Raw genomic sequence first — 25,408 nt, 5'->3', positions numbered from 1 at the left:
GCACGTCCCCGCACGGGGCGTTCGCGCCGGCGCCCGGTGGTTCCCGGGCCCGCCGATGGCGGAAACCGTACGCCGACTCGGGCCGTCCGCCGACTCGGGGTACCCGCGGCAGCCGACCCGCCGCCGGCCGGGCGGGCCGGTGCCGCCACAGCAGCGCCTCGCGAACCGGGCGGACCGGTGTCGTCCGGGTCAGACAGTCAGCAGGGTCTTGCCGATCGCCGACCGGTCCTCGATGGCGCGGTGCGCATCGGCGGCCCGGTGCAGCGGGAACGTCTGGCCGATCAGCGGCTTGATCCGCCCGGCCGCGGCGGCGTCGAGCGCGGCCCGCAGGTGGCGGCGTCGCCGCTCAACGTCGAACTGCACGTCGGCGATGCTCAGGACGGTGATGCCCTGGGCCGCGGCGGCGTCCGCGTCGGGCACCGCGAACTCCCCCGCCGGGGTGCCGTGGGCGGAGAACCAGCCGCCAGCCCGCAGCAGGTCGAAGGCGGCCCGTCCGTATCCGCCGCCGGCGCCGTCGAGGACCACGTCCAGCCCGCCGGTCGCCGCTCGGACGAGGCCCGTCCAGCCCGGCTCGGTGTAGTCCACCGCGAGGTCCGCCCCGAGCTCGTACGCGGCGGCGCGTTTGGCCGAACCCCGGCAGGCCGCGACGACGTATCCGCCGGCCGCCCGCGCCTCCTGCACCAGCAGCGCGCCCAGCCCGCCGGTGGCGGCGGTGACCAGCACCCGGTCGCCGGGGCGCAGCGGCACCTGGTCGAGCAGGCCCATGGCGGTCACCCCGTCGTGCAGCAGCGCGGCGGCGTCGGGCAGGGAGACTCCGTCGGGGACCGGCAGCAGGTTGTCGGCCGGCACCACCGCCCGTTCCAGGTAGCCACCGCGCTCGTCGGTGCGGGTGACGACCCGCCGCCCGGTCCAGGCGGGGTCGACGCCCTCGCCCACCGCGCTCACGATGCCGGCCACCCCGACTCCCGGCCGGTACGGCGCCCGGACCGGGAAGTGCGTGCCGCCCGCGCCGCGGCGAATCGCCGTCTCGACCCAGAGCACGTCGGCGGCGGCCACCTCGACCCGCACCTCGCCGGGCCGGGGCGCGGGCTCCGGCACCTCGGTCACCGTCAGCACCTCCGGGCCGCCGAACGCGGCCACCTCGATCACCCGCACAGCGTCCTCCGCCTGGCTCGTCGGTACGACCAGCCTCGACGGTGAAGTGGGGTTGAGGTCAAGCGGCCGGCGGTGTGACGCTCCGGGGCAGGTCAGCGGAGCGCCGGCAGGCGGTGCAGGGCGTCGACCAGCGGGGCCAGTTCCGGGGTCTGCTCGGCCTCGGCCAGTGCGCTCGCGAGCACCCGGTCGTGGGTGGGCCGGGCCTGGGCGAGCAGGTCGGAGCCGGCCGGGGTGAGTTCGGTGTAGATGCCGCGCCGGTCGTCGGCGCAGAGGATCCGGGCCAGCAGGCCGCGCTCCTCCAGGCGGGTGACCAGCCGGGTCGTGGCGCTGCCGGAGAGGGCGGCGGCGCGGGCCAGTTGACGCATCCGCATGTGCCAGCCGTCCTGCCGGGAGAGGGCGTCGAGCACCGTGTACTCGACGACCGACAGCTCGTGGTCGGCCTGCAGTGCCCGCTCCAGGGCGGTCTCGATCTGTCCGTGCAGCGCGGCGAGGATTTGCCAGCCCTGCGCGCGGACCTCGACCGCGTCGTCGCCGATGCCCATGCCGCTTCCCTCCAGTGGTGCGGACCACTGAGAGGCTATCACGCTTGCGCCGGTATAGCGCGCGTGCAACTATCTGGTTGTCGGCGCGTGTAGTTGCATACGCGCGCAATCGCTCCTCCAGCCCGACCGGAAGGTCTCATGTCCGCACGTTCCCAGTCCCTGCCCGCCGGCCTGATCGCGCTGGCCATCGGCGCGTTCGGCATCGGGCTCACCGAGTTCGTGATCATGGGCTTGCTGCCCGAGGTGGCCGCGGACTTCGCAGTCACCGAGCCGGTCGCCGGCTGGCTGATCTCCGGTTACGCGTTGAGCGTCGCCATCGGCGGGGTCGCCCTGACCGCCGCTGTCACCCGGCTGCCCCGCAAGCAGGTGCTGCTCGGCCTGATGGTGCTCTTCATCGTCGGCAACCTGCTCTCGGCCGTCGCCGACAGCTACTCGATGATGATGGTCGGCCGGGTCGTCGCCGCGCTCTGCCACGGCGCCTTCTTCGGCATCGGCGCGGTGGTCGCCGCCGGGCTCGTCGCCCCGGCCCGCCGGGCCGGCGCCATCGCGATGATGTTCGCCGGGCTGACCATCGCCAACGTGCTCGGCGTACCGTTCGGCACCCTGCTCGGTCAGCACCTGGGCTGGCGCTCGACGTTCTGGGCGATCACCGCCATCGGCGTCGTCGCGCTGATCGGCCTGGTCCTGCTCGTCCCCGGTCGTCCCGCGGGGGCGGCGGACGCCCCGACCGGAGGGCTCCGCGGCGAGCTGCGGGCCTTCACCCACCCACAGGTCTGGCTCTCGCTGGCGATCACCATCCTGGGCTTCGGCGGGATGTTCGGCGCCTTCACCTACATCGCCTACACCCTCACCGAGGTGAGCGGCTTCGCATCCAGCTCGGTGCCGTGGCTGCTGGTGCTCTTCGGGGTGGGCCTCTTCGCCGGCAACCTGCTCGCCGGCCGGGCCGCGGACACCTCACTGTCGCGGACGCTGGTCGTCGTGCTGACCGCGCTCACCGTGGTGCTCGCGGCCTTCGCGCTGACCGCCGGGAACAAGGCGTCGACCATCGCCGCGCTGGTGCTGATGGGCGGCTTCGGCTTCGCGACCGTGCCACCACTGCAGATGCGGATCATGCACTACGCCCAAGAGGCGCCGACGCTGGCCTCGGGCGCGAACATCGCGGCGTTCAACGTCGGCAACGCGCTCGGCGCCTGGGTCGGCGGGCTGACCATCGCCGCCGGGCTCGGGTACACCTCGCCGATCTGGGCGGGCGCCGCGCTCACCCTGGCCGGCCTGGCCGTGCTGCTCCTCTCGCTGCGACTGGCCGCCCGGCGGCCGGAGCAGCCGACCGCGCAGGAGCTGCGGGAACCGGCCGGCATGGCCTGAGGGCCCAGCCGGCGGCGAGGCGTGTTTGACGCCCCGCCGCCGGTGGGTCCGACCCGCCGGGCAAGGACGGAACGACCCGGCGAGGGATCATCGCCCGATCATCATCCCCTTGTTGCATATTGTTGGCAACAAGGTCTGGACAGGCGACCCACGATGTAACTAGCCTCATGGGACATGAGCCCTTACATCAGTGACGTCGCGGCCTGGCAGGAGAGCTGGGACCGGCAGCAGGAGGCGTACCTGCCGGACCGCGAGCACCGGTTCGCCGCGATGCTCGACGCGGTCGACGCGGTCACCGACGGCGTACCGCCACGACTGCTCGACCTCGCCGGCGGCACCGGCACCATCTCGCTGCGGGCGCTGGCCCGCTTCCCCGACGCCGAGATCACCGTCCTCGACCTCGACCCGGCGCTGCTGGCCATCGCCGAGTCCTCGCTGGCCGGCCGGGCCACCGTGATCAGCGCCGACCTGGGCCGCGCCGAATGGGTGGCCGCGCTCCCCCACCGGGCGTACGACGCGGTGCTCACCGCCACCGCCCTGCACTGGCTGCCGGCCGAGCGGCTCACCCGGCTCTACGCCGAGATCCGCGAGGTGCTGCGGCCGGACGGGATCCTCGTCAACGCCGACCACATGCCCGACGACGCCCTGCCGCAGCTCACCAAGCGGCTCGCCGCCCGGGCACACACCCATCGCGCCGCCCGGTACGCCGCCGGCGCCGCGCTCCCCTGGTCCCAGTGGTGGGAGCGGGCGGGTGATGACCCGGTCCTCGCGCCACTGGTCGAGCGCCGACACGCCATCTACCCGACCGGTCACAGCCCCGAGTGGACGCCGCCCGTCTCGTGGCATCTGGCGGCGCTGACGGACGCCGGCTACAGCGAGGTGGGCACCCTCTGGCGCGGCGGTGCGGACGCCGCCGTCGTCGGCCTCCGCTGACGCGCCCCGCCCCTGCGGGCGTATCCTGAGGCTCGGTGATCTTGCGCGATTGCGGCTCCCGCCGTCGCGCGCCCTCGGCAAGAACGGCGCCTGCCAGCGCCTTCGGTCTCTCACGGGACCCGCTCGACTCCCGTGGTGGGCGCGGCCGGCGCCCTGCCTTGCAGCGACGTGCGCCGGGGGCGCGGGTCGGCCTCGCCGGGGCATCGCCCGTCGGCGTCGGCGCACATCGGCGGGCCGGCGAGCGAGGTGGACAGGGCCGGCAACGGGAGGGGTGGCGGGTGACGCAGCGGCCGCGGCAGCGGATCGACCCCGACGTCGACCTGCGCTCACCGCGCGACCGGCGGGAGGTGATCCGGCACCCCGCGGCGGTGCTCGGCGCGGTCGCCGCCGGTGGGGTGCTCGGCGCGCTGGCCCGCGCCGGCCTCCAGGCGGCCTTCCCGCACGGCCCGGCCGCCTTCGCGTGGGCGACCTTCGGAATCAACCTCGGCGGCTGCCTGCTCATCGGCGTGCTGATGGCGGTGCTGCGAGCGGCCGGCGGCGGTCCACCACTGGCCCGGCCGTTCCTCGGCGTCGGCGTGCTGGGCGGCTTCACCACCTTCTCCACCTACGTGGTGGACGTGCACCAGGCGCTCGTCGTGGGGGCGCCGGGCACCGCCCTCGCCTACCTGGTGGGCACCGTCGTCGGGGCGCTGCTCGCGGTCTGGACCGGTGACACCCTCACCGGCCGGCTGCTGCAATGGAGGGGCCGGTGAGCGTGCTCCTCGTCGCGCTCGGCGCGGCCGTCGGCGCCCCGCTGCGTTACCTCGCCGACCGGGCCGTGCAGGCCCGGTTCGGCTCGGCCTTTCCGTGGGGCACCCTGACCGTCAACGTGGTGGGTTCGCTGGTGCTCGGCGTCCTGGTCGCGCTTCCGGTCACGCCCGCGATCAACGCGCTGCTGGGCACCGGCTTCTGCGGCGCGTTCACCACCTGGTCCACGCTGAGCTACGAGACGCTGCGGCTGGCCCAGGCCGGCCGCCGACTGCCCGCCCTGACCAACACGCTGGGCAGCGTCGCCGCAGGCCTGGCCGCCGCCAGCGCCGGCTACGCCCTCACCCAAGCCCTGACCCCCTAACCCCACCCACTCCCTCCCTCCCTCCCCCCGCCCCCCGGCCCCCCGCCCCCCGGCCCCCCGCCCCCGGTCCGCCCCGGTGATCATGAGGTTGACGGAGTCTTCGATCTCCGATTCCGCCGTCAACCTCATGATCGACGCGGGCGAGGCAGGCGCGCGGGGGCCGGGTGGGTGGGCGTCGGGTGGGGTGAGGGTGGGTCAGGGGGTTGCGGCTTGGATCAGGCGGCGGGCGGTCTCGGGGTGGCCTGCCCAGTGGGTGTGCAGGTAGGAGGCGTGCACACGGTCGTCGACGAAGCCGTGCGCCGCGCCGTCCCAGCGCCACGCCGGCCGGTCTCCGTGCCCCGGGTCGGTGACCGTGCGGTGGAACTCGTGCCCGTGCACCGCTTCGCCGGCCGCGGCGAGCGGCGAGTCGGTGGCGGCCACCGCCGCGCGGTAGCCGAGGGTGAGCCGGCCGGTCATCCGCGCGGTGAGGTCGAGCCGCCCGCACATCGGCACCCTGTCCAGGGCGCGCCCGAGGTAGAGCAGCCCGGCGCACTCGGCGACCACCGGGCCGGAGAAGTCGGCCAGCTCGGCGCGGAGCGACGTGTTCGCGGCGAGACGCTCCGCGTACGCCTCGGGGAAGCCGCCGCCGATCACCACCGCGCGGGTACCGGCGGGCAGCGCCGGGTCGTGCAGCGGATCGAAGACGGCGACGCGTGCCCCCGCCGCGACGAGCAGCTCGGTGGTCTCGGCGTACGAGAAGGTGAAGGCGGGACCACCGGCGACCGCGACCACCGGACGCAGCCCGGTCGGGCCACCGACGGCGACGGCCGGATCCCAGGCGGGTGCGGTCAGCGGCGGGGCGGTACCGGCCAGCTCCAGTACCGCGTCGAGGTCGACTGTGGCCGCCACCAGCTCGGCCAACGCGTCGACGACGGCCACGGACTCCGGTGCCCGCTCGGCGACCGGCACCAGCCCGAGGTGCCGCGACGGGGCGGCGACCTCGGTGGCCCGGGCGACCGCCCCGAGCACCGGTACGCCCACCTCGGCGAGCGCGTCGCGCAGCAGCCGCTCGTGCCGGGGCGAGCCGACCCGGTTGAGGATCACCCCGCCGATGCGCACGGCCGGGTCGAAGGCGGCCATGCCCAGCGTCAGCGCGGCGGCCGAGCGGCCCTGGGCGGTGGTGTCCAGCACCAGCAGCACCGGGGCCTCGATCAGCCGGGCGACGTGCGCGGTGGAGGCGAAACCGCGCCGGCCGACCGCGCCGTCGTGCAGCCCCATAACGCCCTCCACCACGGCGACGTCGGCCGGCGTCGGCGTGCTCGCCCCGTGCCGTAGCAGCGGCGCGATCCGCTCCTCGCCGACCAGCCAGGGGTCGAGGTTGCGGCCCGGCCGGCCGGCCGCGAGCGCGTGGTAACCGGGGTCGATGTAGTCCGGACCGACCTTGTGCGGGCTCACCACCAGGCCGCGGCGGCGCAGCGCGGCGAGCAGCCCGGTGGCGACGGTGGTCTTGCCGTGCCCGCTGCCCGGTGCGGCGACCACCACCCGGGGCAGCGCCCACGGCGTCGCAGGCTGCCCCGTCGGGCTGCCCGGTCGGCCCGGTCCCGGCTTCGGGGCGGCCGGGTCGGGCATCACCACTCGATGCCCTTCTGGCCCTTCTGGCCGGCGTCCATCGGGTGCTTGATCTTGGTCAGCTCGGCGACCAGGTCGGCCGCCTCGACGAGCCGCGGGTGGGCGTCCCGGCCGGTGATCACGACGTGCTGGAAGCCCGGGCGGCCGGCGAGCGTGTCGACCACCTCGTCGACGTCCACCCAGCCCCACTTCATCGGGTAGGTGAACTCGTCGAGCACGTAGAACTTGTACCGCTCCTCGGCGAGGTCGCGCTGGATCTGCCGCCAGCCCTCCAGGGCGTCGGCGGCGTGGTCGGCCTGGTCGCCGCGCTGGATCCAGGACCAGCCCTCGCCCATCTTGTGCCAGGTCACCGGCGCTCCCTGGCCGGTACGCTCGTGCAGCTCGCCGAGTGCGCGCAGGGCGTTCTCCTCCCCCACCCGCCACTTGGCGCTCTTGACGAACTGGAACACCCCGATCGGCATACCGGCGGTCCACGCCCGCAGCGCCAGGCCGAACGCGGCCGTCGACTTGCCCTTCATCTGTCCGGTGTGGACGAGCAGCAGCGGACGGTTACGGCGCTGCCGGGTGGTGAGCCCGTCGGCGGGCACGTGGGTCGGCTTTCCCTGCGGCATCAGGCGACGCTCCTTGCGCGGCTGGTGTTCGACGTGTGGGCGTACGGCGCGGCGGGACGGGTGGCGGCGAGGCCGACGAGCGGGTCGGTGGCCACCCGGTCCAGCGGATGGTGGTCGGCGCCCAGCTGGGCGGCGAGGCGCTGGGCGAGGCCGAGGCGCACGGAACCGGACTCACAGTCCACGACGACGCAGGGCGCGCCGGTCGCCGCGAGCACCGCCGCCGCCCGGGCCGACCGCTCCAGCGGGCGCGTACCGCTGGTCGCCCGTCCGTCGGTGAGCACCAGCACCAGCGGGCGGCGACGCGGGTCACGCAGCCGCTCCACCCGCAGCAGCTCGGCGGCGGAGAGCAGCCCCTCGGCGAGCGGCGTACGCCCACCGGTGGGCAGGTCGGCGAGGCGCGCCGAGGCGGCGAGCACCGACGAGGTGGCGGGCAGCAGGGTCTGCGCGCCGGCGCCCCGGAACGCGACCACGGCGACCTTGTCGCGCCGCTGGTAGGCATCGGTCAGCAGCGCGAGCACCGCCCCCTTGACGGCGGACATCCGCTGCCGGGCCCCCATCGACCCGCTGGCGTCGACGACGAAGAGCACCAGGTTGCCCTCACGCCCCTCGCGGACGGCCTCCCGCAGGTCGGCCGGGCGCAGCCGGAGCGGTCCGTCCCGGCGGCCCCGCTCGACCTGGTGCGGGGCGGCGGCGCGCAGGGTCGCCGGCAGGTGCAGGGCGCCCGGTCGACCGGCCGGCAGCCGCGCCCCGGTGGTGCGCCCGCGTCCGGTGCGGGCCCGCGAGCGCCGGCCGGGAACACCGTCGCCGACACCGGGCGCGGTGAGCAGCCGGGCCTTGAGCCCCGGGACGGGTACGGCCACCGGCTGGCCCCCGGCAGCCGGGCCGCCCCCCGAGGGTTCCACGAACTCGTCGGCTCCGCCGCCCTCGCCGCCGTCGGCCGGGCCGGGGCCCACCGCCGGGGCCTGCTGCGGCGCCGACGGGTCGTTCCCGCCGTCGGGGCCGGCGTCGGTCTCCGGCCCCGCGCGGGACGGGCCGGGCGCGTCGCTACCCCTCGGGCCGTTCGCGTCGCCCGACGGGCCGCCGTCCGGACCCCCGTCGGAGCCACCGCCGTTCGGGCCACCGCCGTTCGGACCATCGCCGTTCGGGCCGCCGTCGTTCGGGCCGGAGCCGTCCGGGCCGCCGTCGGACGGACCGCCCGGCGGGTCGTCGTCGGGATCGTCCGCACCGGCGCGGTCGAGCGCCTCGTCGAGCCGCTTCTCATCCAGGCCCGGCGTGTCGAACGGATCCCGGCGTCGCCGGTGCGGCAGCGCCAGCCGCGCGGCCACCCGTACGTCCTCGACACCGACCTGGTCCCGGCCGTGCCAGGCGGCGTGGGCGATGGCGGTGCGCGCGGTGACGATGTCGGCCCGCATGCCGTCCACGTCGAACGCGGCACAGACCTCGGCGATCTGCCGCAGCGCGGCGTCCGGAAGGCGCACCCCGGCGACCCGCTGCCGCGCCCCGGCCACCCGGCGGGCGACCTCGGCGTCCGCGTCGGCCCAGCGGGCGGCGAAGCCGGCCGGGTCGGCGTCGGCGGCCAACCGGCGGCGGACGACCTCGGCGCGGACCAGCGGCTCCCGGCTCGCGCCGACCTCGACGGTGAGCCCGAACCGGTCGAGCAGCTGCGGGCGCAGCTCCCCCTCCTCCGGGTTCATCGTGCCGACCAGCAGGAACCGGGCGGCGTGACTGACCGAGACGCCCTCCCGCTCCACGTGGCTGCGGCCCATCGCGGCGGCGTCGAGCAGCAGGTCGACCAGGTGGTCGTGGAGCAGGTTGACCTCGTCGACGTAGAGCACCCCGCGGTGCGCGGCGGCGAGCAGACCCGGCTCGAAGGCGCGTACGCCCTCGCCGAGCGCCTTCTCCAGGTCCAGTGACCCGACCACCCGGTCCTCGGCCGCGCCGACGGGCAGCTCGACCAGCCGCGCCGTACGCCGCTCGGCGACGGCGTGCGCCGGGTGCGGGCCGTCCGGGCAGCCCGGATCCGGGTTCGCCGGGTCACAGCCGAACCGGCAGCCGGCCACGTGCTCGACCGGGGGCAGCAGGGCGGCGAGCGCCCGTACCGCCGTCGACTTGGCGGTGCCCTTCTCGCCGCGCACCAGCACCCCGCCGATGGCCGGGCTGACCGCGTTGAGCAGCAGGGCGAGCCGCATGTCGTCCATGCCGAGCACCGCGCTGAACGGGAAGATGGTCACGCCCGGTCCTCCAGGTCACCCTCGCTGATCAGGTACGTCTCCCGCAGCCGCTCCAGGGTCGTCGGATCGGGCTCGGCCCAGAGACCCCGGTCGGCGGCCTCCAGCAGCCGCTCGGTGATGCCCCGCAGCGCCCACGGATTCGACTCGGCGAGGAAGTCCCGCGTGGTCGGGTCGAAGACGTACTCGGCCGCGAGCTTCTCGTACATCCAGTCGTCGACCACCCCGGCGGTGGCGTCGTAGCCGAAGAGGTAGTCCACCGTGGCGGCCAGCTCGAACGCGCCCTTGTAGCCGTGCCGGCGCATCGCGGCGATCCACCTCGGGTTCACCACGCGGGCGCGGAACACCCGGCGGGTCTCCTCGCCCAACGTCCGGGTGCGCACGTCGTGCGGCATCGCCGAGTCACCGACGTACGCGGCCGGCGCGTCACCGGTGAGGTGACGCACCATCGCGACCATCCCGCCGTGGTACTGGAAGTAGTCGTCGGAGTCGACGATGTCGTGCTCACGGGTGTCCTGGTTCTTCACGGCGACCGCGATGCGGGCGAAGGAGCGTTCCATGTCGGCACGCGCCTCCCGGCCGTCCAGCCCCCGGCCGTACGCGTAGCCGCCCCAGACCGCGTACACCTCGGCCAGGTCGGCGTCGCTGCGCCAGTTCCGGGCGTCGATGAGCGGCAGCAGCCCCGCCCCGTACGCCCCGGGCTTCGATCCGAAGATGCGCGCGGTGGCCCGGCGTTCGTCGCCGTGCTCGGCCAGGTCGGCGGCGACGTGGGCCCGGACGAAGTTCTCCTCGTGCGGCTCGTCGAGGGCGGCGACCTGCCGGAACGCGTCGTCGAGCAGGGCGACCACGTGCGGGAAGGCGTCCCGGAAGAAGCCGGAGATCCGCACGGTGACGTCCACCCGGGGGCGGCCCAGTTCGGCCGGCGGCACCACCTCGACGCCGGTGACCCGGCGGGAGCGGTCGTCCCAGGTGGGGCGGCAGCCGATCAACGCGAGGACCTCGGCGATGTCGTCACCCTGGGTACGCATGGCGCTGGTGCCCCAGACGGTGAGCCCGACCGAGCGCGGATACTCGCCGGTGTCGGCGAGGTGGCGCGCCAGCAGGGACTCCGCGAGCGCCGTCCCGACGTCCCAGGCGTTGCGGCTGGGGATGGCCTTCGGGTCGACGGAGTAGAAGTTGCGGCCGGTGGGCAGCACGTTGACCAGCCCCCGGGTCGGCGAGCCGGACGGCCCGGGCGGCACGAACCGACCGTCCAGAGCGGCCAGGGTGTGCGCCAGCTCGTCGGTGGTCCGGTCGAGACGGGGCACCAGCTCGGTGGCGGCGAAGCGCAGCAGCGCGGACGCGTCCGGCAGCTCCCGGCCGGTGACCTCGGCGACCACCGCGTCGACCTTCCCGGCGTCCCAGCCGAGCGTCTCCATGCCGACGACGAGCCGGCGCGCGAGGGCCTCGATGAGGTCGACCGCGTCGGCGGCGGTGACCGCCGGCCCGTCCACGACCTCGGTCAGCTCGGCCGGAACGGCGAGCCGCTCGCCCGGCGCGGCGAGCAACGTCGCCTCGTCCAGCCCGTGCGCGGCGGCCAGCACCTGCCGCAGCCCCGGCAGGGCCCGGCTGCCGCCCCACACCTGCGGGGCGCGCAGCACGGCGAGGACCAGGTTGACGCGGGCGTCGCCGACCGGCGCGGCGGCCAGCACGTGCAGGCCGTCGCGGATCTGCACGTCCTTGACCTCGCAGAGGTACCCGTCGAGGTGGAGCACGAAGTCGTCGAAGTCCTCGGCGTCGGGCATCTGTTCGGTGTGCAGGTCGTGGTGCAGCTCGGCGGAGCGCACCAGCGCCCAGATCTGCGCCTGCACGGTCGGCACCTTCGCCGGGTCGAGGGCCTGCACTGTCGCGTACTCGTCGAGCAGCTGCTCCAGCTTCGCCAGGTCGCCGTACGTCTCGGCGCGCGCCATCGGCGGCACCAGGTGGTCGACGACGACCGCGTGGGCGCGGCGCTTGGCCTGCGTGCCCTCCCCGGGGTCGTTGACGATGAACGGGTAGACCAGCGGCAGGTCGCCGAGGACGGCGTCGGGGGCGCAGTCGGCGGCGAGCCCGAGGCCCTTGCCGGGCAGCCATTCGAGGGTGCCGTGCTTGCCGAGGTGCACCACCGCGTCGGCGCCGAAGCCGCCGTCCTCGGGCCGGGCGGCGAGCCACCGGTACGCGGCCAGGTAGTGGTGGCTGGGCGGCAGGTCCGGGTCGTGGTAGATGGCGATGGGGTTCTCGCCGAAGCCGCGCGGCGGCTGGATGAGCAGCGCCACGTTGCCGAAGCGCAGCCCGGCCAGCACGACGTCACCGCCGTCGGTGTACAGCTCACCGGGCGGCTCGCCCCAGTGCGCGCGCATCCGCTCGCGCAGCGCGGCCGGCACCTCGTCGAACCAACGTCGATAGACCTCGCCTGGCACCCGGGCCTCGGCGGCGGTGAGCTGCTCGGGGGTGAGCCACTCGACGTCGTGACCACCGGCGGCGATCAGGGCGTGGATCAGGGCGTCCCCGTCGTCGGGCGGCGGCGTGGAGCCGAGGTCGTACCCGGCCTCGGCCAGCGCGGCGAAGAGCCGCACCGCCGAGGCGGGGGTGTCCAGGCCGACGGCGTTGCCGACCCGGGAGTGCTTCGTCGGGTACGAGCTGAGCACGATCGCGAGGCGCTTGTCGGCGTTGGGGAGCCCACGCAGCCGGGCCTGCCGCACCGCGATGCCGGCAACCCGGGCGGCGCGCTCCGGGTCGGCGGCGTAGACGGAGAGACCGTCGGCGTCGATCTTCTTGAACGAGAAGGGCACGGTGATGATCCGGCCGTCGAACTCCGGGACGGCCACCTGCATGGCGGCGTCCAGCGGGGTGAGGCCGGCGTCGGAGTCGGCCCACTGCTCGCGGGTGCTGGTCAGCAGCAGCGCCTGGACCACCGGCACGTCGAGCGCGGCGAGCGCCCCCACGTCCCAGGTGTCCTCGTCGCCGCCCGCGGAGGCGTCCGCGGCAACCGCGCCGCCGGCCGCCAGCACGGTCACCAGCAGCGTGTCGCAGCGGGCGAGCAGCTCCAGCGGACCGGCGCCCGCGGTCAGCCCGCGCAGCGATCCGCAGTAGACGGGCAGGGCGTTGCCCCCGGCCGCCTCCACCGCGTTGGCGAGCGTGTCCACGAAGGCGGTGTTGCCGGCGAGCGCGTGCGCCCGGTAGAAGACGATGCCGACGGTCGGCCGCCCCGGATCGGTCGCCCGGTCACCGTGGACGCCGTACGCGGGGGTGGGCGCCGGCGGCGCGAAGCCCTCGCCGGTGAGCAGCACCGTGTCGGAGAGGAACCGGGTCAGCTGGGCGAGGTTCTCCGGACCCCCCTCGACCAGGTACGCCAGGGCCTGCGTGACCACCCCGGCGGGCAGCGTGGAGGCAGCCATCAGCTCCGCGTCGGGCGCCGACTCGCCGCTGAGCACGACCGTCGGCACGCCGGAGGCGAGCACCGCGGCCAGTCCGTCCGGCCACGCCGGCCGGCCACCGAGCAGCCGTACGACGGCGACGTCCACGCCGTCGAGCAGCGCGGGTACGGCCTCGGCGTCGACGCGGACCGGATTGGCCAGCCGGTAGTCCGCGCCGCTGGCCCGGGCGGCGAGCAGATCGGTGTCGGAGGTGGACAGCAGCAGGGTACGCACGGATGGCTCCGGAGAGTGACGCCCGGCTCGCCGTCGGGGCGGTCGGGCTGAGGGGTGGATGGCGCGGGGTTCAGCGGGCGCGGTCGGCCGGCCGGAGCCGGCGGTTGGCGCGGCGGTCGGCGTACGGGTCAGCCGGCGGGGTCGAGCCCGCCCGGCGGCGCTCCGGTGTGGCCGGTCGGCGCGGCAGTACGGGGTCGGGTGGCGCGGCGGGCGCGCTGCGGCGCGGGCGCGCCGATGGTATTGGGCCGGTCACGGCGATCGCCGCCGGCACGGTGGACGCGGTGCGTCATCGGGTCCTCCTCGGGTCTCCACGCCCTGGGGTCACATCCCGACGGCCGAAGTATCCTGGCTCCCGGATCGACGCTCACCCCCGGCCTTCCAACCGCACGCGGTCGTGACTCGCAAGGAGGGCTCACTCCCCGATGACAGTGGCGGGACCGCGCCGGAATCGCACCGGCTTCCTTCACTGCCGTCAGGCCGCGAATGCTGCCACACCCGTCCCGGCCGGTCAACGCCGCCCCGGGCGGCTGATCAGCGTCGATGTCATCGAGTCAGATCGATTCCGGGCATCGTCCGGGGCCCCGCCGACCTGGTGCGCGGCGGCCATCCGATCGGCGCGCCCGGCGCTACGCTCGCCGGCCTGCCCGGCCGACGCCCACGGCCGGCGTCCGGCGCCCGCGATCGCGCTGAACCGCTGGCCGGCACACGGATGACGAGCCCCAAACACTACTATCGACCGGGCCTCGGCGAGCGTCCGTGGTCGATCCCGGGGAGGTCGCCATCATCGGCATGCAGTTCCATCAGCTCGCCGGACGGGTCTGGCTCTGCCCCGGCGATCCCGACCCGGCGGCCGTCCAGGCCGGCGTCGCCGTGGTGGCCGACGAGCGCGGCAGTGTGATCATCGACGCGGGGCAGAGCCCGGCGCACGCCCGGGAGATCCGGGCCGCGCTGCACGCGGCGGGGCTGCCGGAACCGCGCTGGCTCGTCTACACGCATCACCACTGGGACCACGTGTGGGGCGCTTGCGCCTGGCCCGGCGTGGAGATCGTCGGGCAGGTGACCGGCCAGGAGCTGCTGCGGGCCGAGGCGGCCCGGCCGTGGAGCCACCGCTACCTGCGCGAACAGGTCCGCGCGAACCCTCGGCTCGCGCCGAGTTTCCGGGCGCGCGCGTTCGCGGTGGACTCGTGGGACGACTTCGCGGTGTTGCCGCCGACCCGTACCTTCACCGACGCCGACGAGCTGCCGGTCGGAGTGCTGCTGCGCCATGTCGGCGGCCGGCACGCGCCGGACTCGACGGTGGTGCTGGTGCCGGACTCGGGCGTCATGCTGCTCGGCGACTCCTTCTACCCGCCCCCGGCGCACCTTCGCGAGCCGGACGACGGCCCCGACCTCGGGCTGGTCCGCCGGCTGCTCGACGACGACTACGACTGGTACGTCGCCAGCCACTCCGCGCCGATGACCCGCGCGCAGGCCCGGGCCGAGGCCGGCTGAGGGACGTCGACGCGCGCCTGCTCGCGCGTCAGCGGGCCCGACGCTCGGGGTGGGCCCGGTTCCAGGCGCGCATCCGCTCCGGGTAGCCGGTGCGGCCGGCCTCGTAGAGCGGAACGGCGTGCCGCCGTGCGATGGTCGCCGCGGCGCGGGGCGAACCGGTGCGGCGGCGGATCCACTCCCCGTCGTAAGCGATCGCCACCACAGTGGTGTCGGTCGCGGTGGTCTCCGGCTCCAGGTAGAACTCGACGCCCCGGCGGCTGGTGACGAAGGCCTCCAGCGCGGCGAGGTCGTCCCGGGTCGCCTCCCGGTCCAGCTTCGTCGGGGTCCCGTCGGCGGATCGGGACCGCCGGTTGAACCAGCCCATGCCCGGCTCCTCTCCGTGCGCGTTCCGTCCAGTTCACCACCGTCACCTGGCAATATCCTGCGAGCCCGATGGGAGCACGCTGGACCGACGGGCTAGGGTCGGGCGGTGTCCGGGGAGCGCGCGTCGGCCGCGCGGAACAACGCCGAGTGGTGCGATCTCGTCTGCGCGTGCCACGACCTCCCCGGCGCTACCGACGCCGACGCCTGGTCGGTGCCGCGCCGCTCCCCGCCCTGGTACCCGGATGCCGTCACGCTTCGCCCCGGGGTCTCCGCGGACGCGCTGCTGGCCCGGATCGACCCGGGTCCGGGAGCCTCGGTCAAGGACAGCTTCGCCGACCTGGACCTGCGGCCGTACGGCTTCCGGGTGCTCTTCACCGCCGACTGGATCCACCGACCGGCCACGAACCGGGCGACCGATCCGGCGGGTGAGGTGGAGCGGCCACTGACGCCGGTGCGCACGCCGGACGGGTTGGCCACCTGGGCGGCGGTCCACGGCGGAGGGGAGCTGTTCCGCCCCGCGCTGCTGGCCGATCCGCGGGTGACGGTGCTCGCCCGGTACGCCGCCGACGGCGCGCTGACCGGCGGCGCGGTGCTCAACCGCGGCGGCCCACTGACCGGCGTCTCCAACGTCTTCGCCGTCGACGGTGACGCGACACCGATCTGGGCCGGGATCCCCGCCGCCGCGGCCGGAGCCGCCCTGGTGGGGTACGAATCCGGAGTCGACCTCGCCCCCGCGTTGCGGGCCGGCTTCACCACCGCCGGGCCGCTGCGGATCTGGGTACGCGACTGACCCGCGCCGGCCGCGGCCCGACGAACCCGACGCCGCCGACACCCCGGCCCGACGAGCCCGGCACGGCCGACACACCGGCCGACGAGCCCGGCGCTGCAGAAACCCCCGGTTCGACGATCGCCGCGCCGCCGACACCCCCGGTTCGACGAGCTTGGCGCGGTCGACGCTGATCCGCACGACTGTGATGCCTGAGAGGTATCAATATGCCTCTCAGGCATCACGCTCGCGGGCATCCTCGGTCCGAACACGGTCGACCTCGCCGGCGTCCCACATCGCAGCGCCGGCACGCGCGGACGTTCCGGGCCTCCGGCGCGCCCGAGCCGAAGCGGGCCGGACCTCCGGTGCGCCGAACCGAAGCAGGCCGCCGGGCTCAGTCGAGTGGTCGTGCTCGGCCGGGCCGTCGGGCTCAGCCGGGCCGTCGCGCTCGGCCGGGCCGCCGTGATCAGCCGAGCCGGGCCAGGTCCTCCGCGCTGAGGCGCAGCCCGGCCGCGGCGACGTTTGCCACCAGGTGCCCCGGGTCGCCGGTGCCGGGGATGGCGAGCACGTGCGGGCCCCGGTGCAGGGTCCAGGCCAGCCGCACCTGATGCGAGGTGACGCCGTGGGCGCGGGCCACGGCGTCCACCGCCGGGTTCTCCTCGGCCGCCGCCCCCGCCTCCCGGCGCGTGCCGGCGAGCGCGAAGAACGGCACGTACGCGATGCCCCGCTCGCCGCAGAGCCGGACGAACTCGTCGTCCTCCCGGTACGCGTCCACACCGTACGAGTTCTGCACGCAGACGACCGGCGCGATGTCCCGTGCCTCGTCGAGCTGCTCCGGGCGGGCGTTGGAGAGCCCCAGGTGCCGGATCAGCCCGGCGGCGCGCAGCTCGGCGAGGGCGCCGAAGCGGTCGGCCAGCGGGACCGGGCTCGGTCGGCGATAGAGCCGCAGGTTCACCAGGTCGAGGTGATCGCGACCGAGCCGGCGCAGGTTCTCCTCGACCTGGGCACGCAGCTGGGCCGGGGTGAGCGCCTCGGTGAAGCCGCTCTCCGGGTCGTACCCCGGGCCGACCTTGGTGGCGATCAGCAGCTCCTCGGGGTACGGGGCGAGCGCCGCGCGGATCAGCTCGGTGGCGTAGCGGGCCGCTCCCGTGCCGACGCCCAGCGTGCCGCCGGGCGAGACGTAGAAGGCGGCGGTGTCGATGTGGTTCACGCCCAGCTCCACCGCCCGGCGCAGGACGGCGAGCGCCCGCGCCGGGTCCGGGTCGGCGGTCAACCGCATGGAGCCGAAGCCCATCCGGTTGACGGTCTGATTTCCCAGCGTCCAGGTGCCCGCGGCGGTGGCGGTGATCTCGTCGATAGGCATCCGGCGACGGTAGCCAGCTCGGGCACCCGGCGCAGTCGGCCGCGTGCCCGATACCGCCCGGGGGCGATTGCGGCTAGGTTTGATCTCCTGAAGGCCCGTGCCCCTGGCCGGTGGGACCGGTGTCGGCGGGGTGGGGCGGGCGCATCACCGGCACCAGCGCCAGCGCCGGCACCAGCAGCAGCGGCACCACGAGCAGGGCGTGCAGGATGCCGACCCGGTCGCCGAGCATGCCGAGCAGCGGCGGGCCGGCGAGGAACGCCGTGTAGCCGATCACCGCGACCACGCTGACCCGTACGGCCGCCTTCTCCTCCTCGTCCGCGGCGGCGCTCATGCCGACCGGGAAGCCGAGCGACGCGCCGATCCCCCAGAGCGCGACCCCGACGATGGCGACCGGACCCGAGCCGGCCAGGATCGCCAGGGTGGCGCCGCCCGCCGCGAGCAGGATCGTCGCGACGAGAACCCGGACGCGGCCCCACCGGTCGAGGGCGATCGTGCCGGCGGTACGCCCGAGCGTCATGCCCGCCACGAAGACGCCGAAGACCGCCGCGCCGGCCGCCTCGCTGAGGTCGTGACCGTCCACGAAGGCGACCGCGAGCCAGTCGTTGGCGCTGCCCTCGGTGAACGCCATGACCAGCACCAGCAGGCCGATCAGCAGGGTTCGCGGCTCCCGCCACACGGCGAGCAGGGCGCCCCGCCGCGACGCCGAGCCGGCCTGCGTCGCGGTGCCGACCCCGGTCTCCGCCGCCGACAGGAAGAGCTTCGCGCCGTAGAGCGTGCCGGCCAGCACCAGCGCGGCGATCACGGCGAGGTGCGCGCCGACCGGAACGTCGAGCCGCGCCGCGCCGGCGCCCAGGCCCGCCCCGGTCACCGAACCGAGGCTCCAGGCGGCGTGGAAGCGGGGCATGATCGTGCGACCCAGCCGCCGCTCGACCGCCGCGCCCTCGACGTTCATGGCGACGTCGCAGCTGCCGGAGCCGTAGCCGAAGGCGAAGAGGCCGACCGCCACGGCGATCGCCGAACCGGTCAGGCCGGCGGCCAGCCCCGCCCAGGCCAGGCCGAGCGCCACCACGAGGGTGGCCAGCCGTACCGATCGGGCGGTGCCGAGCCGCTGGGTCACCAGGCCGGCGGTGGGCATGGCGACCAGCGCGCCGGCCGACATGGCGAGCAGCAGCAGACCGAGCCGCCCGGCGCTGAGCTCCAGTGCCTCGCGGGCGGCCGGCACCCGGGAGAACCAGGTGGCCACGGCGAGTCCGTTGAGGGTGAACACGACGGCCACGCCGTTGCGGGCGACCCGCACCGCCCGGGGCACGGCCGGCGTGGTCGCCGGGTCGGCGGGGGACGCGGTGGTGGCACTCACGGGGTCTCTGTTTCCTTCCCTCAAGACGGCGGTGGCTCGATCGGACACCTGAGAGCGTTCTCACCACAAGCCGGTTCCGACCGTATCGCCCGTCACACTCCGCGGGAATCCCCATGATCGCCGCGACCCGGCGGCCGCGCGGGCGACGAGGCGGGGAGCGCCGCGGCGAACGGTTAACCGGTGGCTCGACGGGTAACCGCCGCGCACATCGGCCGACAGCGAGGAGCGGTGACCCGTGTCCGAACCCGCGCCGCCGCACCGGCAGCCGGAGGAGAACCACCGGCACGGGCGGCTCACCGCCCGCCCCGGCCTTCCGGTCGGTCCGGCCACCGCCGGCCTGGTGCCGATGACCGACGCCGACGGCGGGCTGCTCGCCCTGCTGTACGCCCCGGCGCCGTCCGAGGATCGGCCGTACCGGCTGGTGGTGCTGCTGCACGGGGCGGGCGGGTCGGCACGCCAGGGGCTGGACCTGCTGCTCCCCGTCGCGGACACGCACCACCTGCTGCTACTGGCCCCGCAGGCGGCGGCGACCAGCTGGGACCTCATCGTCGAGGGGTTCGGGACCGACGTACGCCGCATCGACGGCCTGCTGAAGTCGACCTTCGCCGGTTACCCGGTCCGGGAAGTGGTGCTCGGCGGCTTCTCCGACGGCGCGTCGTACGCCCTCTCGCTCGGGCTGACCAACGGCGACCTGGTCGACGGCGTGGTGGCCTTCTCCCCCGGCTTCTCCGCGCCGCTGATGACGCATGGCCATCCGCAGGTCTTCGTCTCGCACGGTGTCGACGACCGGGTGCTGCCGGTGGACGTGTGCAGCCGCCGGCTCGTCCCCCGCCTGCACGAACTCGGCTACGACGTGATGTACCAGGAGTTTCCCGGCGGCCACGAGGTCCCCGAGGAGATCCGCGCCGCCGCCGCCGACTGGCTCACCACCCGCCGCCAGAAGAGTTGACCAAGAGGCTCCCGCCCACCTCGTCGGCGCACCCCGCCCCCGCCCTCGCTCCCGCCCCGCCCACGCCCACGCCCACAAATACACGGAAAGAGTGGTCATTCCTTTCTGAATGACCACTCTTTCCGTGAACGAGGCGGCGGTGGCCGGCGGGTCGGGGGCCGGCGGGACGGCGCAGGCGGGGGGTGGGGTGGGGTTAGAGCGGGGGGAGGCCGGTGGCCTGGTCGACGCGGCCGAGGACGGTCCGCTCGTCGTCGGCGCTGACGCCACGAAGCAGGTCGATGGCGGTCGCCCGAATCTGACCGATGATCATGACGAGGGGTAGAGACCGGCCCGGGGTGAAGAGGGCGCCGGCGGTGCGTACGGCGGCGAGCGCCGCCAGGTCGGCCCGCGCCGCGTGCCCGTCGGCGACCTCGTCGCGCCCCTCCAGGTCGGCGGCGAGCGCCTCCCCGGCGGCGCGGACCGCCTCCGCCAGCGAGCGCAGCGCCACGCCCAGCTCGGCGGGGACCGGCGTGGGCTGGCGGCTGAGCGTGACCCCGGCCCGGGCGAGCACCCGAACGTTGCGTACCGCGTAGTCGATCTGCCGGATCGAGCTGTCCACCGAACGCAACCGGCCGAGGTGCCGACGCCGGCGCAGGTTCAGCCAGAGCGCCTCGCCGGCGGCGAGCACCCCTTCGCGCAGCCGGTCCACCCGGGCGTCCATCTCGCGGGCGTGGCCCAGCGCGCCCCGCGCCGCCGGCTCGTCGTGCCGGTCCAGCGCGTCGGCGATGTCGGTGAGCAGCGCGGCCAGCTCGTCGAACGTGCCACGGACCTCGGCGATCAGGGGGGCCAGCGGGCGGCGGGCGTCGATCAGCTGGCTGGCGGCGAGCGCGATCCCGCCGCCGACCAGCGCGTCGACGAACCGGAACGGAACGAGCCCCTCGGTCGGCGGGGCGACGACGACCAGGTAGAGGGCGGAGACGGCGGCCTGCACCAGGCTCACCCCGGTCGCGCCGACCGCTGCGGCGAGGACGACGGTGAGCAGGATGACGGTGAAGACGGTCCCGGTGCTGCCCCGGCCCAGCCCCTGGATCACCACGTCGGCGACGAGCACCCCGCCGGCCACCCCGAGCACCACCTCGACGGCCCGGCGAAGTCGCTGCCCCCGGGCCTGACCGAGAACGATCAGCGCGGCCGCGGGGGCGAAGAACGGCTCCGGGTGCCCGAGCAGCCGGGTGGCGAGAATCCAGGCGACCGTGGCGGCCAGCGTCGCCTCCAGCACCGGCCGCCAGCCGTGGCGCAGCCGCCCGGCGGCCACCCGCAACCAGCCCATCCGGATCATCACCTTCCTCGAACGCCGACACCCGATCGTCCACCAACCGGGCGGCTACCGCCCACCGGCCCGGCGGTCCCCGGCGCCCGGCCCAGGGCATGCGAGGCCCGGCCCGGCCGACGCGAGGCCCGGCCCAGACAACGCAGAGCCCGACCCAGACGACGCGAGGCCCGGCCCAGACGACGCGAGGCCCGGCCCAGACGACGCGAGGCCCGGCCCGGCCGACGCGAGGCCCGGCCCAGACAATGCAGGCGGGCGACCGGTGGCGGCAGGGCCTCGTCCTGCGCGTCCACGGCGAGGTGGCCGAAGAGTGCGGGCGCCAGCTCAGCCGGCGGCGAGGGCCGTCAGGCGGGTGTGCTCCGGCGAGGCGAGGAACCGGGTCAGCACCTCGATGGTGCCGGGGGTGTACGGCCGTCCGTCGAGCAGTTCTGCGGCGGGCACGAAGACGATCGCGGCGCCCTCGCCGAGCACGACGTCCTCCTGCCGGGCTCGGGTGGCGGCGCAGAAGTAGTGCTTGACCCGGTCGACCTCGGGCAGCTCCTGCTGGGCGAAGTGGTGCAGCCCCTGCTCGGCGCGGAGCCCCGTCTCCTCCCACAGCTCCCGCTCGGCGGTCTCTTCCGGGGTCTCGCCCGCCTCGGCGTGCCCGCCGGGCAGGCCCCACACGTTCGGGTGGTACGCGGCGTTGCCGTCGCGCAGCTGCATCAGCAGCCGCCCGTCCCGGTCGACGAGCAGCACGCAGGAAATCGTGATCATCTGGCGAGCCTAGTGCGGCGTCCGGAAACGTTCACCGGCGTCGGGCCGCAGCGGCTCCTGGGCATCCGGGGCGTCGACGACGTGCCGCGCCCGGGTCGCCGAGCGGGCGCGCCGTGGGCGGGCGCGCCGCGGGTGGTGACGCCGTACCGGGGCCGTCCGTCTCCAGCCACGGCTGCCGGCGACCGTGTCGCGGCGACCACCCGCCCCGGCGGTGCGGGGCGGACCGCGGCGTGATGATCGGCTATAAGTGACGCATGGATTTCCCGCCGTACCTGGCCAGCATGCCGATGCACGCGATCACCGAGATCCACGGCGAACCGGGGCTGCTGGAGCGCTTCCGGTTGGAGATTCAGTCGTTCGACGAGACCGCCCGGGAACGGTTGACCGCCGCGCTCGATCTCGCCGCCGAGCTGCACCGCGATGACCGCCGGGTCCGCGAGCCGTACCTGAACCACCTGCTGCGGGTGGCGATCCGGCTGATGCACCACTACCAGGTGCGGGACGTGGACGTGATCGTCGCCGGGCTGCTGCACGACGCGGTCGAGGACCATCCGGCCGAGCTGGCCGGCGACGCCGGCGGCGAGGATCCGACTCCGGCGGCGCTGGCCACGCTCGCCGCCCGCTTCGGGCCACGGGTCGCGCGCCTGGTGGCCGCGGTCACCAATCCGCGGTACGACCCGAGCCGCGACCGCAACGAGCAGTACCGCGAGCACGTCGCCGCGAGCCTCGACCGGGAACCCTGGGCACGGGTGATCAAGGTGTCGGACTTCACCGACAACGGGGTGGGTGTGATCCACACGGTGGGGCCAAAGGTGGAGTCCTCCGCCCGCAAGTACCGTCCACTGGTCCCGGTCTACCGGGAGTTGGTCACCCGGCCCGACACGCCCCTGTCGGCCGAGGTGAAGCGGCACATCCTGGGCCAGCTCGACCTGGCCGAGGAGCGGTTCAGCGCCATCCTGGACCAGCCCGCCCACCACCACTGAGCACGCGCTCCGCCCGGCCGGGCGGCTGCCGCCCCGATCCGCTCCCGGCCGCGTGATCGACTCGCCTTCCTTGATGTCGGGGTGTCCGAAGCGGCGGGACACCCCGACATCAACGATCCCGAGCGGATCAACCGCGCGCCACGGCGGTCGGGGCACCGCACGGTGCAAGCTTCGGGCGTCCCGTCGTGAGCCCGTCACTTCGTGGGGTCGACCGGCCGTTGTTCACGGTGAGGACGGAACCCCGATCGAGAAGGGGTGACATGACGGACGCCCCCGACCCGAAGCCGGCGCGCGCCGACCGGTGGCGGCAGGCCCGCACGCGCGCGTTCGACCGGAGCCGCCGGACGGGTCTGCGCGCCGGGACGTGGCTGGCGCAGCGCTGGCAGCAGACGGTGGCCCTGCTGCGGGGCATGGAGCCGAGCCGGGCGTACGCTCCGCCTCCGGCCGCCCCCGGCCGGCTCACCCAGCGGCGGGACGCGGAGATCGTGGTGCCCGCCCACGGCTACATCTACGTGTTCGTGATCCGGGTCAGCTTCAGCTGGTCCGCCGAGGGGCTCCGCCCCGAGCTGCTCAGCTGGTACGCGCAGCACCTTCAGCCGCTCGCCGTCGCACAGCTCACCCGGCTCGCCGCGGACCTCGCCCGCAGCACCGCGCCGCAGCACGCCGGCGAGCTGGAGGTGGAGCTCCAGCGGGCGATCGGCGAGGCGGACTGGAGTTTTGCCCGTGCCGAGGGGACGGTCACCGGCAGACCGGACGCCTGGGTACGGCTCGACGAGCGGGTCCAGCAGGCGCTGTTGCCCTACTCGGAACGCCGGGTCACCCTGGACTCCGAGTACGAGCTGCACCTCGCACGGGCACGCAGCGCGCAGCAGCTGGCCCAGCGATGGTCGACCATCCTGCGCGAGTACGCCGACACCGCCGCCGAGGCCGACCCGCAGACCCAGGAGGGCCTGGTCGACGCGGCCCGCCGGATGCTCGGCCTGCAGAAGATCGCCGCACAGTGGATCGAGGACCTGCTCGCCGAGCGACCGCGTACCGGAAACTGGTTCGACCAACCGCCGCCGGACGCGCGGCGTTCCCCCGATCTTCCCCGGCAGCCCGGACCCGAGTCGGCGGCGAACGACGCCACGGCCGACGGCGATCCGTCCACCCAGGCTTGAACCGGCGGCGGGGCACCGCGCCGCGCGTGCCGGCGCAGCACCCCGGACCGGTTCAGCTCTCCTTCAACCAGGGGTCCTCGGGCTTCGGCCGGTCGAACGTGGGTCGGGCCCGCTGCCAGTGCCCGCGGGTGAAGTCGGGCACCTTGACCGGGCGCATCCGGCCGCTCTTCAAGGATTCGTGGCTGAGCGGGATGACGGAGCACCAGGCGGCCGAGTCATACACGTCGATGTCGGGGGTCATGCCGAGCCGCATCAGCTGGACGAGCCGCCAGATGGAGATGAAGTCCCCGCCGCCGTGGCCGCCGTACTGATCGGCCAGCTCCTCCAGCGTGGGCCAGAGCCAGTGGTCGTGCTGCCGCAGGATCGTGTTGTAGTCGTTGCCGGTCCGCCAGGTGTGGTTCTGGTGGCCGAGCGACTCGAGGTAGACCCGGGAGTTGTCCAGCTCGATCGAGCCCCGGGTGCCGGTGAGGGTGGTCTCCCGGCTGTAGGGGTGCGGGGAGTTCACGTCGTGCTCGACCCGAATGAACCGGCCGTTGGTGGTGGTCACGAAGCAGGTGTGCCGGTCGCCGGAGATGTAGGGCCGGTCGTCCCACGACGAGTGGTCCTCGCCGACCCGCGGGTCCTCGGAGCGGAACAGGGCCAGCGCCTTGGGTACGGAGGCCACGGCCACCAGCTCCTCGAACCGGTCGCCGCGGTTGACGCCGAGGGCGGCCGAGACCGGCCCCAGGCCGTGCATCGGGTAGTGCAGGGCGTTCATCCGCGTCTGCCAGCGACGCCGCCACTGCTCGGGGTGGTAGGCGCCGCCGAAGAGGTAGGGCCAGCGCAGGTCGTGGACGTACCCGCCGGAGGCGTGCTGGAGGTCGCCGAAGATCCCCTGCCGGGCCATGTTGAACATCGCCATCTCGGGCCGGAAGTAGTTGACGTTCTCCAGCAGCATGCAGTGCTTGCGGGTGCGCTCCGAGGTCCGGACCAGGTCCCAGATGTCGTCGAGGTACGGGGCGATCGGCAGCTCGACGGCGACGTGCTTGCCGTGCTCCATGGCCGCCTTGGCCATCGGGTGGTGCCACTCCCAGGGGGTGGCGATGTAGACGAGGTCGATGTCGTCGCGTCGGACGAGGTTGAGGAAGTCCTCCTCACCGTCGGCGTAGCCGACGGGCGGGGTGTCCTGGAAGCCCTGCTCCATGATCCGGCTGATGGTCCGCTCGACCCGGTCGGGGCGGATGTCGCAGACGGCGGTGACGGTGGCCACGGCAGCCCACCGCCGGTCCTGGTCGCCGCCGCGGTTGCCGACGCCGATGAGCCCGACGCGGACCTGTTCGAAGCCCTCGAACGGCACGTCGACCATGCTCTTCTCGCCGCGGCCGCGGGCGGGTTCGAAGCCTCCCTCGTCGGCGGCGGCGGAGGCGCCCACGGCGCCGGTGAGGCCGGCTGCGGCGCCGAGCACGGCACCGGAGCGGAGCAGGTCACGGCGGGACGGATTGAACTGAGGTGGCGGGGTCACGTGATCACTCCCTAGCTGAAGGGGACCTGATCGAACTTGCCTGCTTACGTCATCCAGTGAGCAGTGTCGATCAGACAGACATCGATGGCAAGGGGTGGTCCCGCACCTTCGTGAGATCGAGAGGTACGGATTGCCGAAGGGCGGACTGAGCGTTTACGCTCGGCTGGCCGCCGGATCGCGCGATTTCACGCC

General features: G+C 74.8%; 21 protein-coding genes and 1 riboswitch. Of the genes, 9 read left to right on the top strand and 12 right to left on the bottom strand.

Going from position 1 to position 25,408, the window contains the following annotated elements:
• Nucleotides 1-189: 189 nt before the first annotated feature.
• Together D7147_RS25700 and D7147_RS25695 are read right to left on the bottom strand one after the other, a co-directional pair.
• Nucleotides 190-1,155, bottom strand: a complete 966-nt coding sequence (locus D7147_RS25700; protein WP_120682088.1) for a zinc-binding dehydrogenase — start codon at nt 1,153-1,155, stop codon at nt 190-192.
• A gap of 92 nt (nt 1,156-1,247) precedes the next feature.
• The gene (locus D7147_RS25695; RefSeq protein WP_120682086.1) at nt 1,248-1,697 is read right to left on the bottom strand and encodes a MarR family winged helix-turn-helix transcriptional regulator; all 450 of its coding nucleotides are present in this window, start codon (nt 1,695-1,697) and stop codon (nt 1,248-1,250) included.
• Nucleotides 1,698-1,835: 138 nt separating this feature from the next.
• Here D7147_RS25695 and D7147_RS25690 point away from each other — a divergent pair, with 138 nt between their 5' ends.
• From D7147_RS25690 to crcB, 4 genes are all read left to right on the top strand, one after another.
• Complete coding sequence (locus D7147_RS25690; RefSeq protein WP_233563452.1) at nt 1,836-3,062, top strand: MFS transporter; 1,227 nt, start codon at nt 1,836-1,838, stop codon at nt 3,060-3,062.
• Between the two features lie 174 nt (nt 3,063-3,236).
• On the top strand, nt 3,237-3,995 hold the full coding sequence (locus tag D7147_RS25685; RefSeq protein ID WP_120682084.1) for a class I SAM-dependent methyltransferase: 759 nt from the start codon (nt 3,237-3,239) through the stop codon (nt 3,993-3,995).
• 278 nt (nt 3,996-4,273) lie between these two features.
• A complete protein-coding gene (locus D7147_RS25680; RefSeq protein WP_120682082.1) occupies nt 4,274-4,747 on the top strand; it encodes a fluoride efflux transporter FluC in 474 nt (157 codons plus the stop codon).
• On the top strand, nt 4,744-5,106 hold the full coding sequence (gene crcB, locus D7147_RS25675; RefSeq protein ID WP_120682440.1) for a fluoride efflux transporter CrcB: 363 nt from the start codon (nt 4,744-4,746) through the stop codon (nt 5,104-5,106). Before D7147_RS25680 ends, crcB begins: the two co-directional genes overlap by 4 nt.
• Nucleotides 5,107-5,301: 195 nt before the next feature.
• Here crcB and D7147_RS25670 read toward each other — a convergent pair whose 3' ends face one another.
• The 4 genes from D7147_RS25670 to cobN are packed head-to-tail and all read right to left on the bottom strand — an operon-like array spanning nt 5,302 to nt 13,221.
• The gene (locus D7147_RS25670; protein WP_120682438.1) at nt 5,302-6,714 is read right to left on the bottom strand and encodes a cobyrinate a,c-diamide synthase; all 1,413 of its coding nucleotides are present in this window, start codon (nt 6,712-6,714) and stop codon (nt 5,302-5,304) included.
• Nucleotides 6,714-7,325 (bottom strand): cob(I)yrinic acid a,c-diamide adenosyltransferase, encoded by a 612-nt coding sequence (gene cobO / locus D7147_RS25665; protein ID WP_120682080.1) that lies wholly within the window; start codon nt 7,323-7,325, stop codon nt 6,714-6,716. The genes D7147_RS25670 and cobO overlap by 1 nt, the downstream gene beginning before the upstream one ends.
• Nucleotides 7,325-9,523, bottom strand: coding sequence for a VWA domain-containing protein (locus D7147_RS25660; RefSeq protein WP_120682436.1), 2,199 nt, complete (start codon nt 9,521-9,523; stop codon nt 7,325-7,327). The genes cobO and D7147_RS25660 overlap by 1 nt, the downstream gene beginning before the upstream one ends.
• Nucleotides 9,524-9,552: 29 nt before the next feature.
• A complete protein-coding gene (cobN, locus tag D7147_RS25655; RefSeq protein ID WP_120682078.1) occupies nt 9,553-13,221 on the bottom strand; it encodes a cobaltochelatase subunit CobN in 3,669 nt (1,222 codons plus the stop codon).
• 316 nt (nt 13,222-13,537) lie between these two features.
• Nucleotides 13,538-13,710, bottom strand: a riboswitch (cobalamin riboswitch).
• A gap of 267 nt (nt 13,711-13,977) precedes the next feature.
• Between cobN and D7147_RS25650 the strand changes: the two genes are divergently transcribed.
• Nucleotides 13,978-14,712, top strand: coding sequence for an MBL fold metallo-hydrolase (locus D7147_RS25650; protein ID WP_233563450.1), 735 nt, complete (start codon nt 13,978-13,980; stop codon nt 14,710-14,712).
• 28 nt (nt 14,713-14,740) lie between these two features.
• Here the strand turns inward: D7147_RS25650 and D7147_RS25645 are convergent, their stop codons facing one another.
• Nucleotides 14,741-15,076, bottom strand: a complete 336-nt coding sequence (locus D7147_RS25645; protein ID WP_120682076.1) for a hypothetical protein — start codon at nt 15,074-15,076, stop codon at nt 14,741-14,743.
• 105 nt (nt 15,077-15,181) lie between these two features.
• Here D7147_RS25645 and D7147_RS25640 point away from each other — a divergent pair, with 105 nt between their 5' ends.
• Complete coding sequence (locus D7147_RS25640; RefSeq protein ID WP_120682074.1) at nt 15,182-15,865, top strand: hypothetical protein; 684 nt, start codon at nt 15,182-15,184, stop codon at nt 15,863-15,865.
• A 442-nt stretch (nt 15,866-16,307) separates the two neighbouring features.
• Here the strand turns inward: D7147_RS25640 and D7147_RS25635 are convergent, their stop codons facing one another.
• Together D7147_RS25635 and D7147_RS25630 are read right to left on the bottom strand one after the other, a co-directional pair.
• Nucleotides 16,308-17,204, bottom strand: coding sequence for an aldo/keto reductase (locus D7147_RS25635; RefSeq protein WP_120682072.1), 897 nt, complete (start codon nt 17,202-17,204; stop codon nt 16,308-16,310).
• Between the two features lie 73 nt (nt 17,205-17,277).
• Nucleotides 17,278-18,561, bottom strand: a complete 1,284-nt coding sequence (locus D7147_RS25630) for an MFS transporter (protein WP_120682070.1) — start codon at nt 18,559-18,561, stop codon at nt 17,278-17,280.
• A gap of 235 nt (nt 18,562-18,796) precedes the next feature.
• Between D7147_RS25630 and D7147_RS25625 the strand changes: the two genes are divergently transcribed.
• Nucleotides 18,797-19,510 (top strand): alpha/beta hydrolase, encoded by a 714-nt coding sequence (locus D7147_RS25625; protein WP_233563449.1) that lies wholly within the window; start codon nt 18,797-18,799, stop codon nt 19,508-19,510.
• Nucleotides 19,511-19,703: 193 nt separating this feature from the next.
• Here the strand turns inward: D7147_RS25625 and D7147_RS25620 are convergent, their stop codons facing one another.
• Both D7147_RS25620 and D7147_RS25615 read right to left on the bottom strand, forming a co-directional pair.
• Nucleotides 19,704-20,828 (bottom strand): FUSC family protein, encoded by a 1,125-nt coding sequence (locus D7147_RS25620; protein ID WP_233563447.1) that lies wholly within the window; start codon nt 20,826-20,828, stop codon nt 19,704-19,706.
• 315 nt (nt 20,829-21,143) lie between these two features.
• The gene (locus tag D7147_RS25615) at nt 21,144-21,572 is read right to left on the bottom strand and encodes an NUDIX domain-containing protein (RefSeq protein ID WP_120682068.1); all 429 of its coding nucleotides are present in this window, start codon (nt 21,570-21,572) and stop codon (nt 21,144-21,146) included.
• A 254-nt stretch (nt 21,573-21,826) separates the two neighbouring features.
• Here D7147_RS25615 and D7147_RS25610 point away from each other — a divergent pair, with 254 nt between their 5' ends.
• Entirely contained in the window at nt 21,827-22,555 is a 729-nt protein-coding gene (locus D7147_RS25610; protein ID WP_120682066.1) for an HD domain-containing protein, read from the top strand.
• A 260-nt stretch (nt 22,556-22,815) separates the two neighbouring features.
• Complete coding sequence (locus D7147_RS25605; RefSeq protein WP_120682064.1) at nt 22,816-23,715, top strand: hypothetical protein; 900 nt, start codon at nt 22,816-22,818, stop codon at nt 23,713-23,715.
• Between the two features lie 52 nt (nt 23,716-23,767).
• Here D7147_RS25605 and D7147_RS25600 read toward each other — a convergent pair whose 3' ends face one another.
• Nucleotides 23,768-25,216 (bottom strand): Gfo/Idh/MocA family oxidoreductase, encoded by a 1,449-nt coding sequence (locus tag D7147_RS25600; protein WP_120682062.1) that lies wholly within the window; start codon nt 25,214-25,216, stop codon nt 23,768-23,770.
• Nucleotides 25,217-25,408: the final 192 nt, after the last annotated feature.

This window comes from Micromonospora musae, from assembly GCF_003626545.1.
Classification (GTDB): Bacteria; Actinomycetota; Actinomycetes; order Mycobacteriales; family Micromonosporaceae; genus Micromonospora; species Micromonospora musae.
This window is presented reverse-complemented; position numbering and strand designations above follow the sequence as displayed.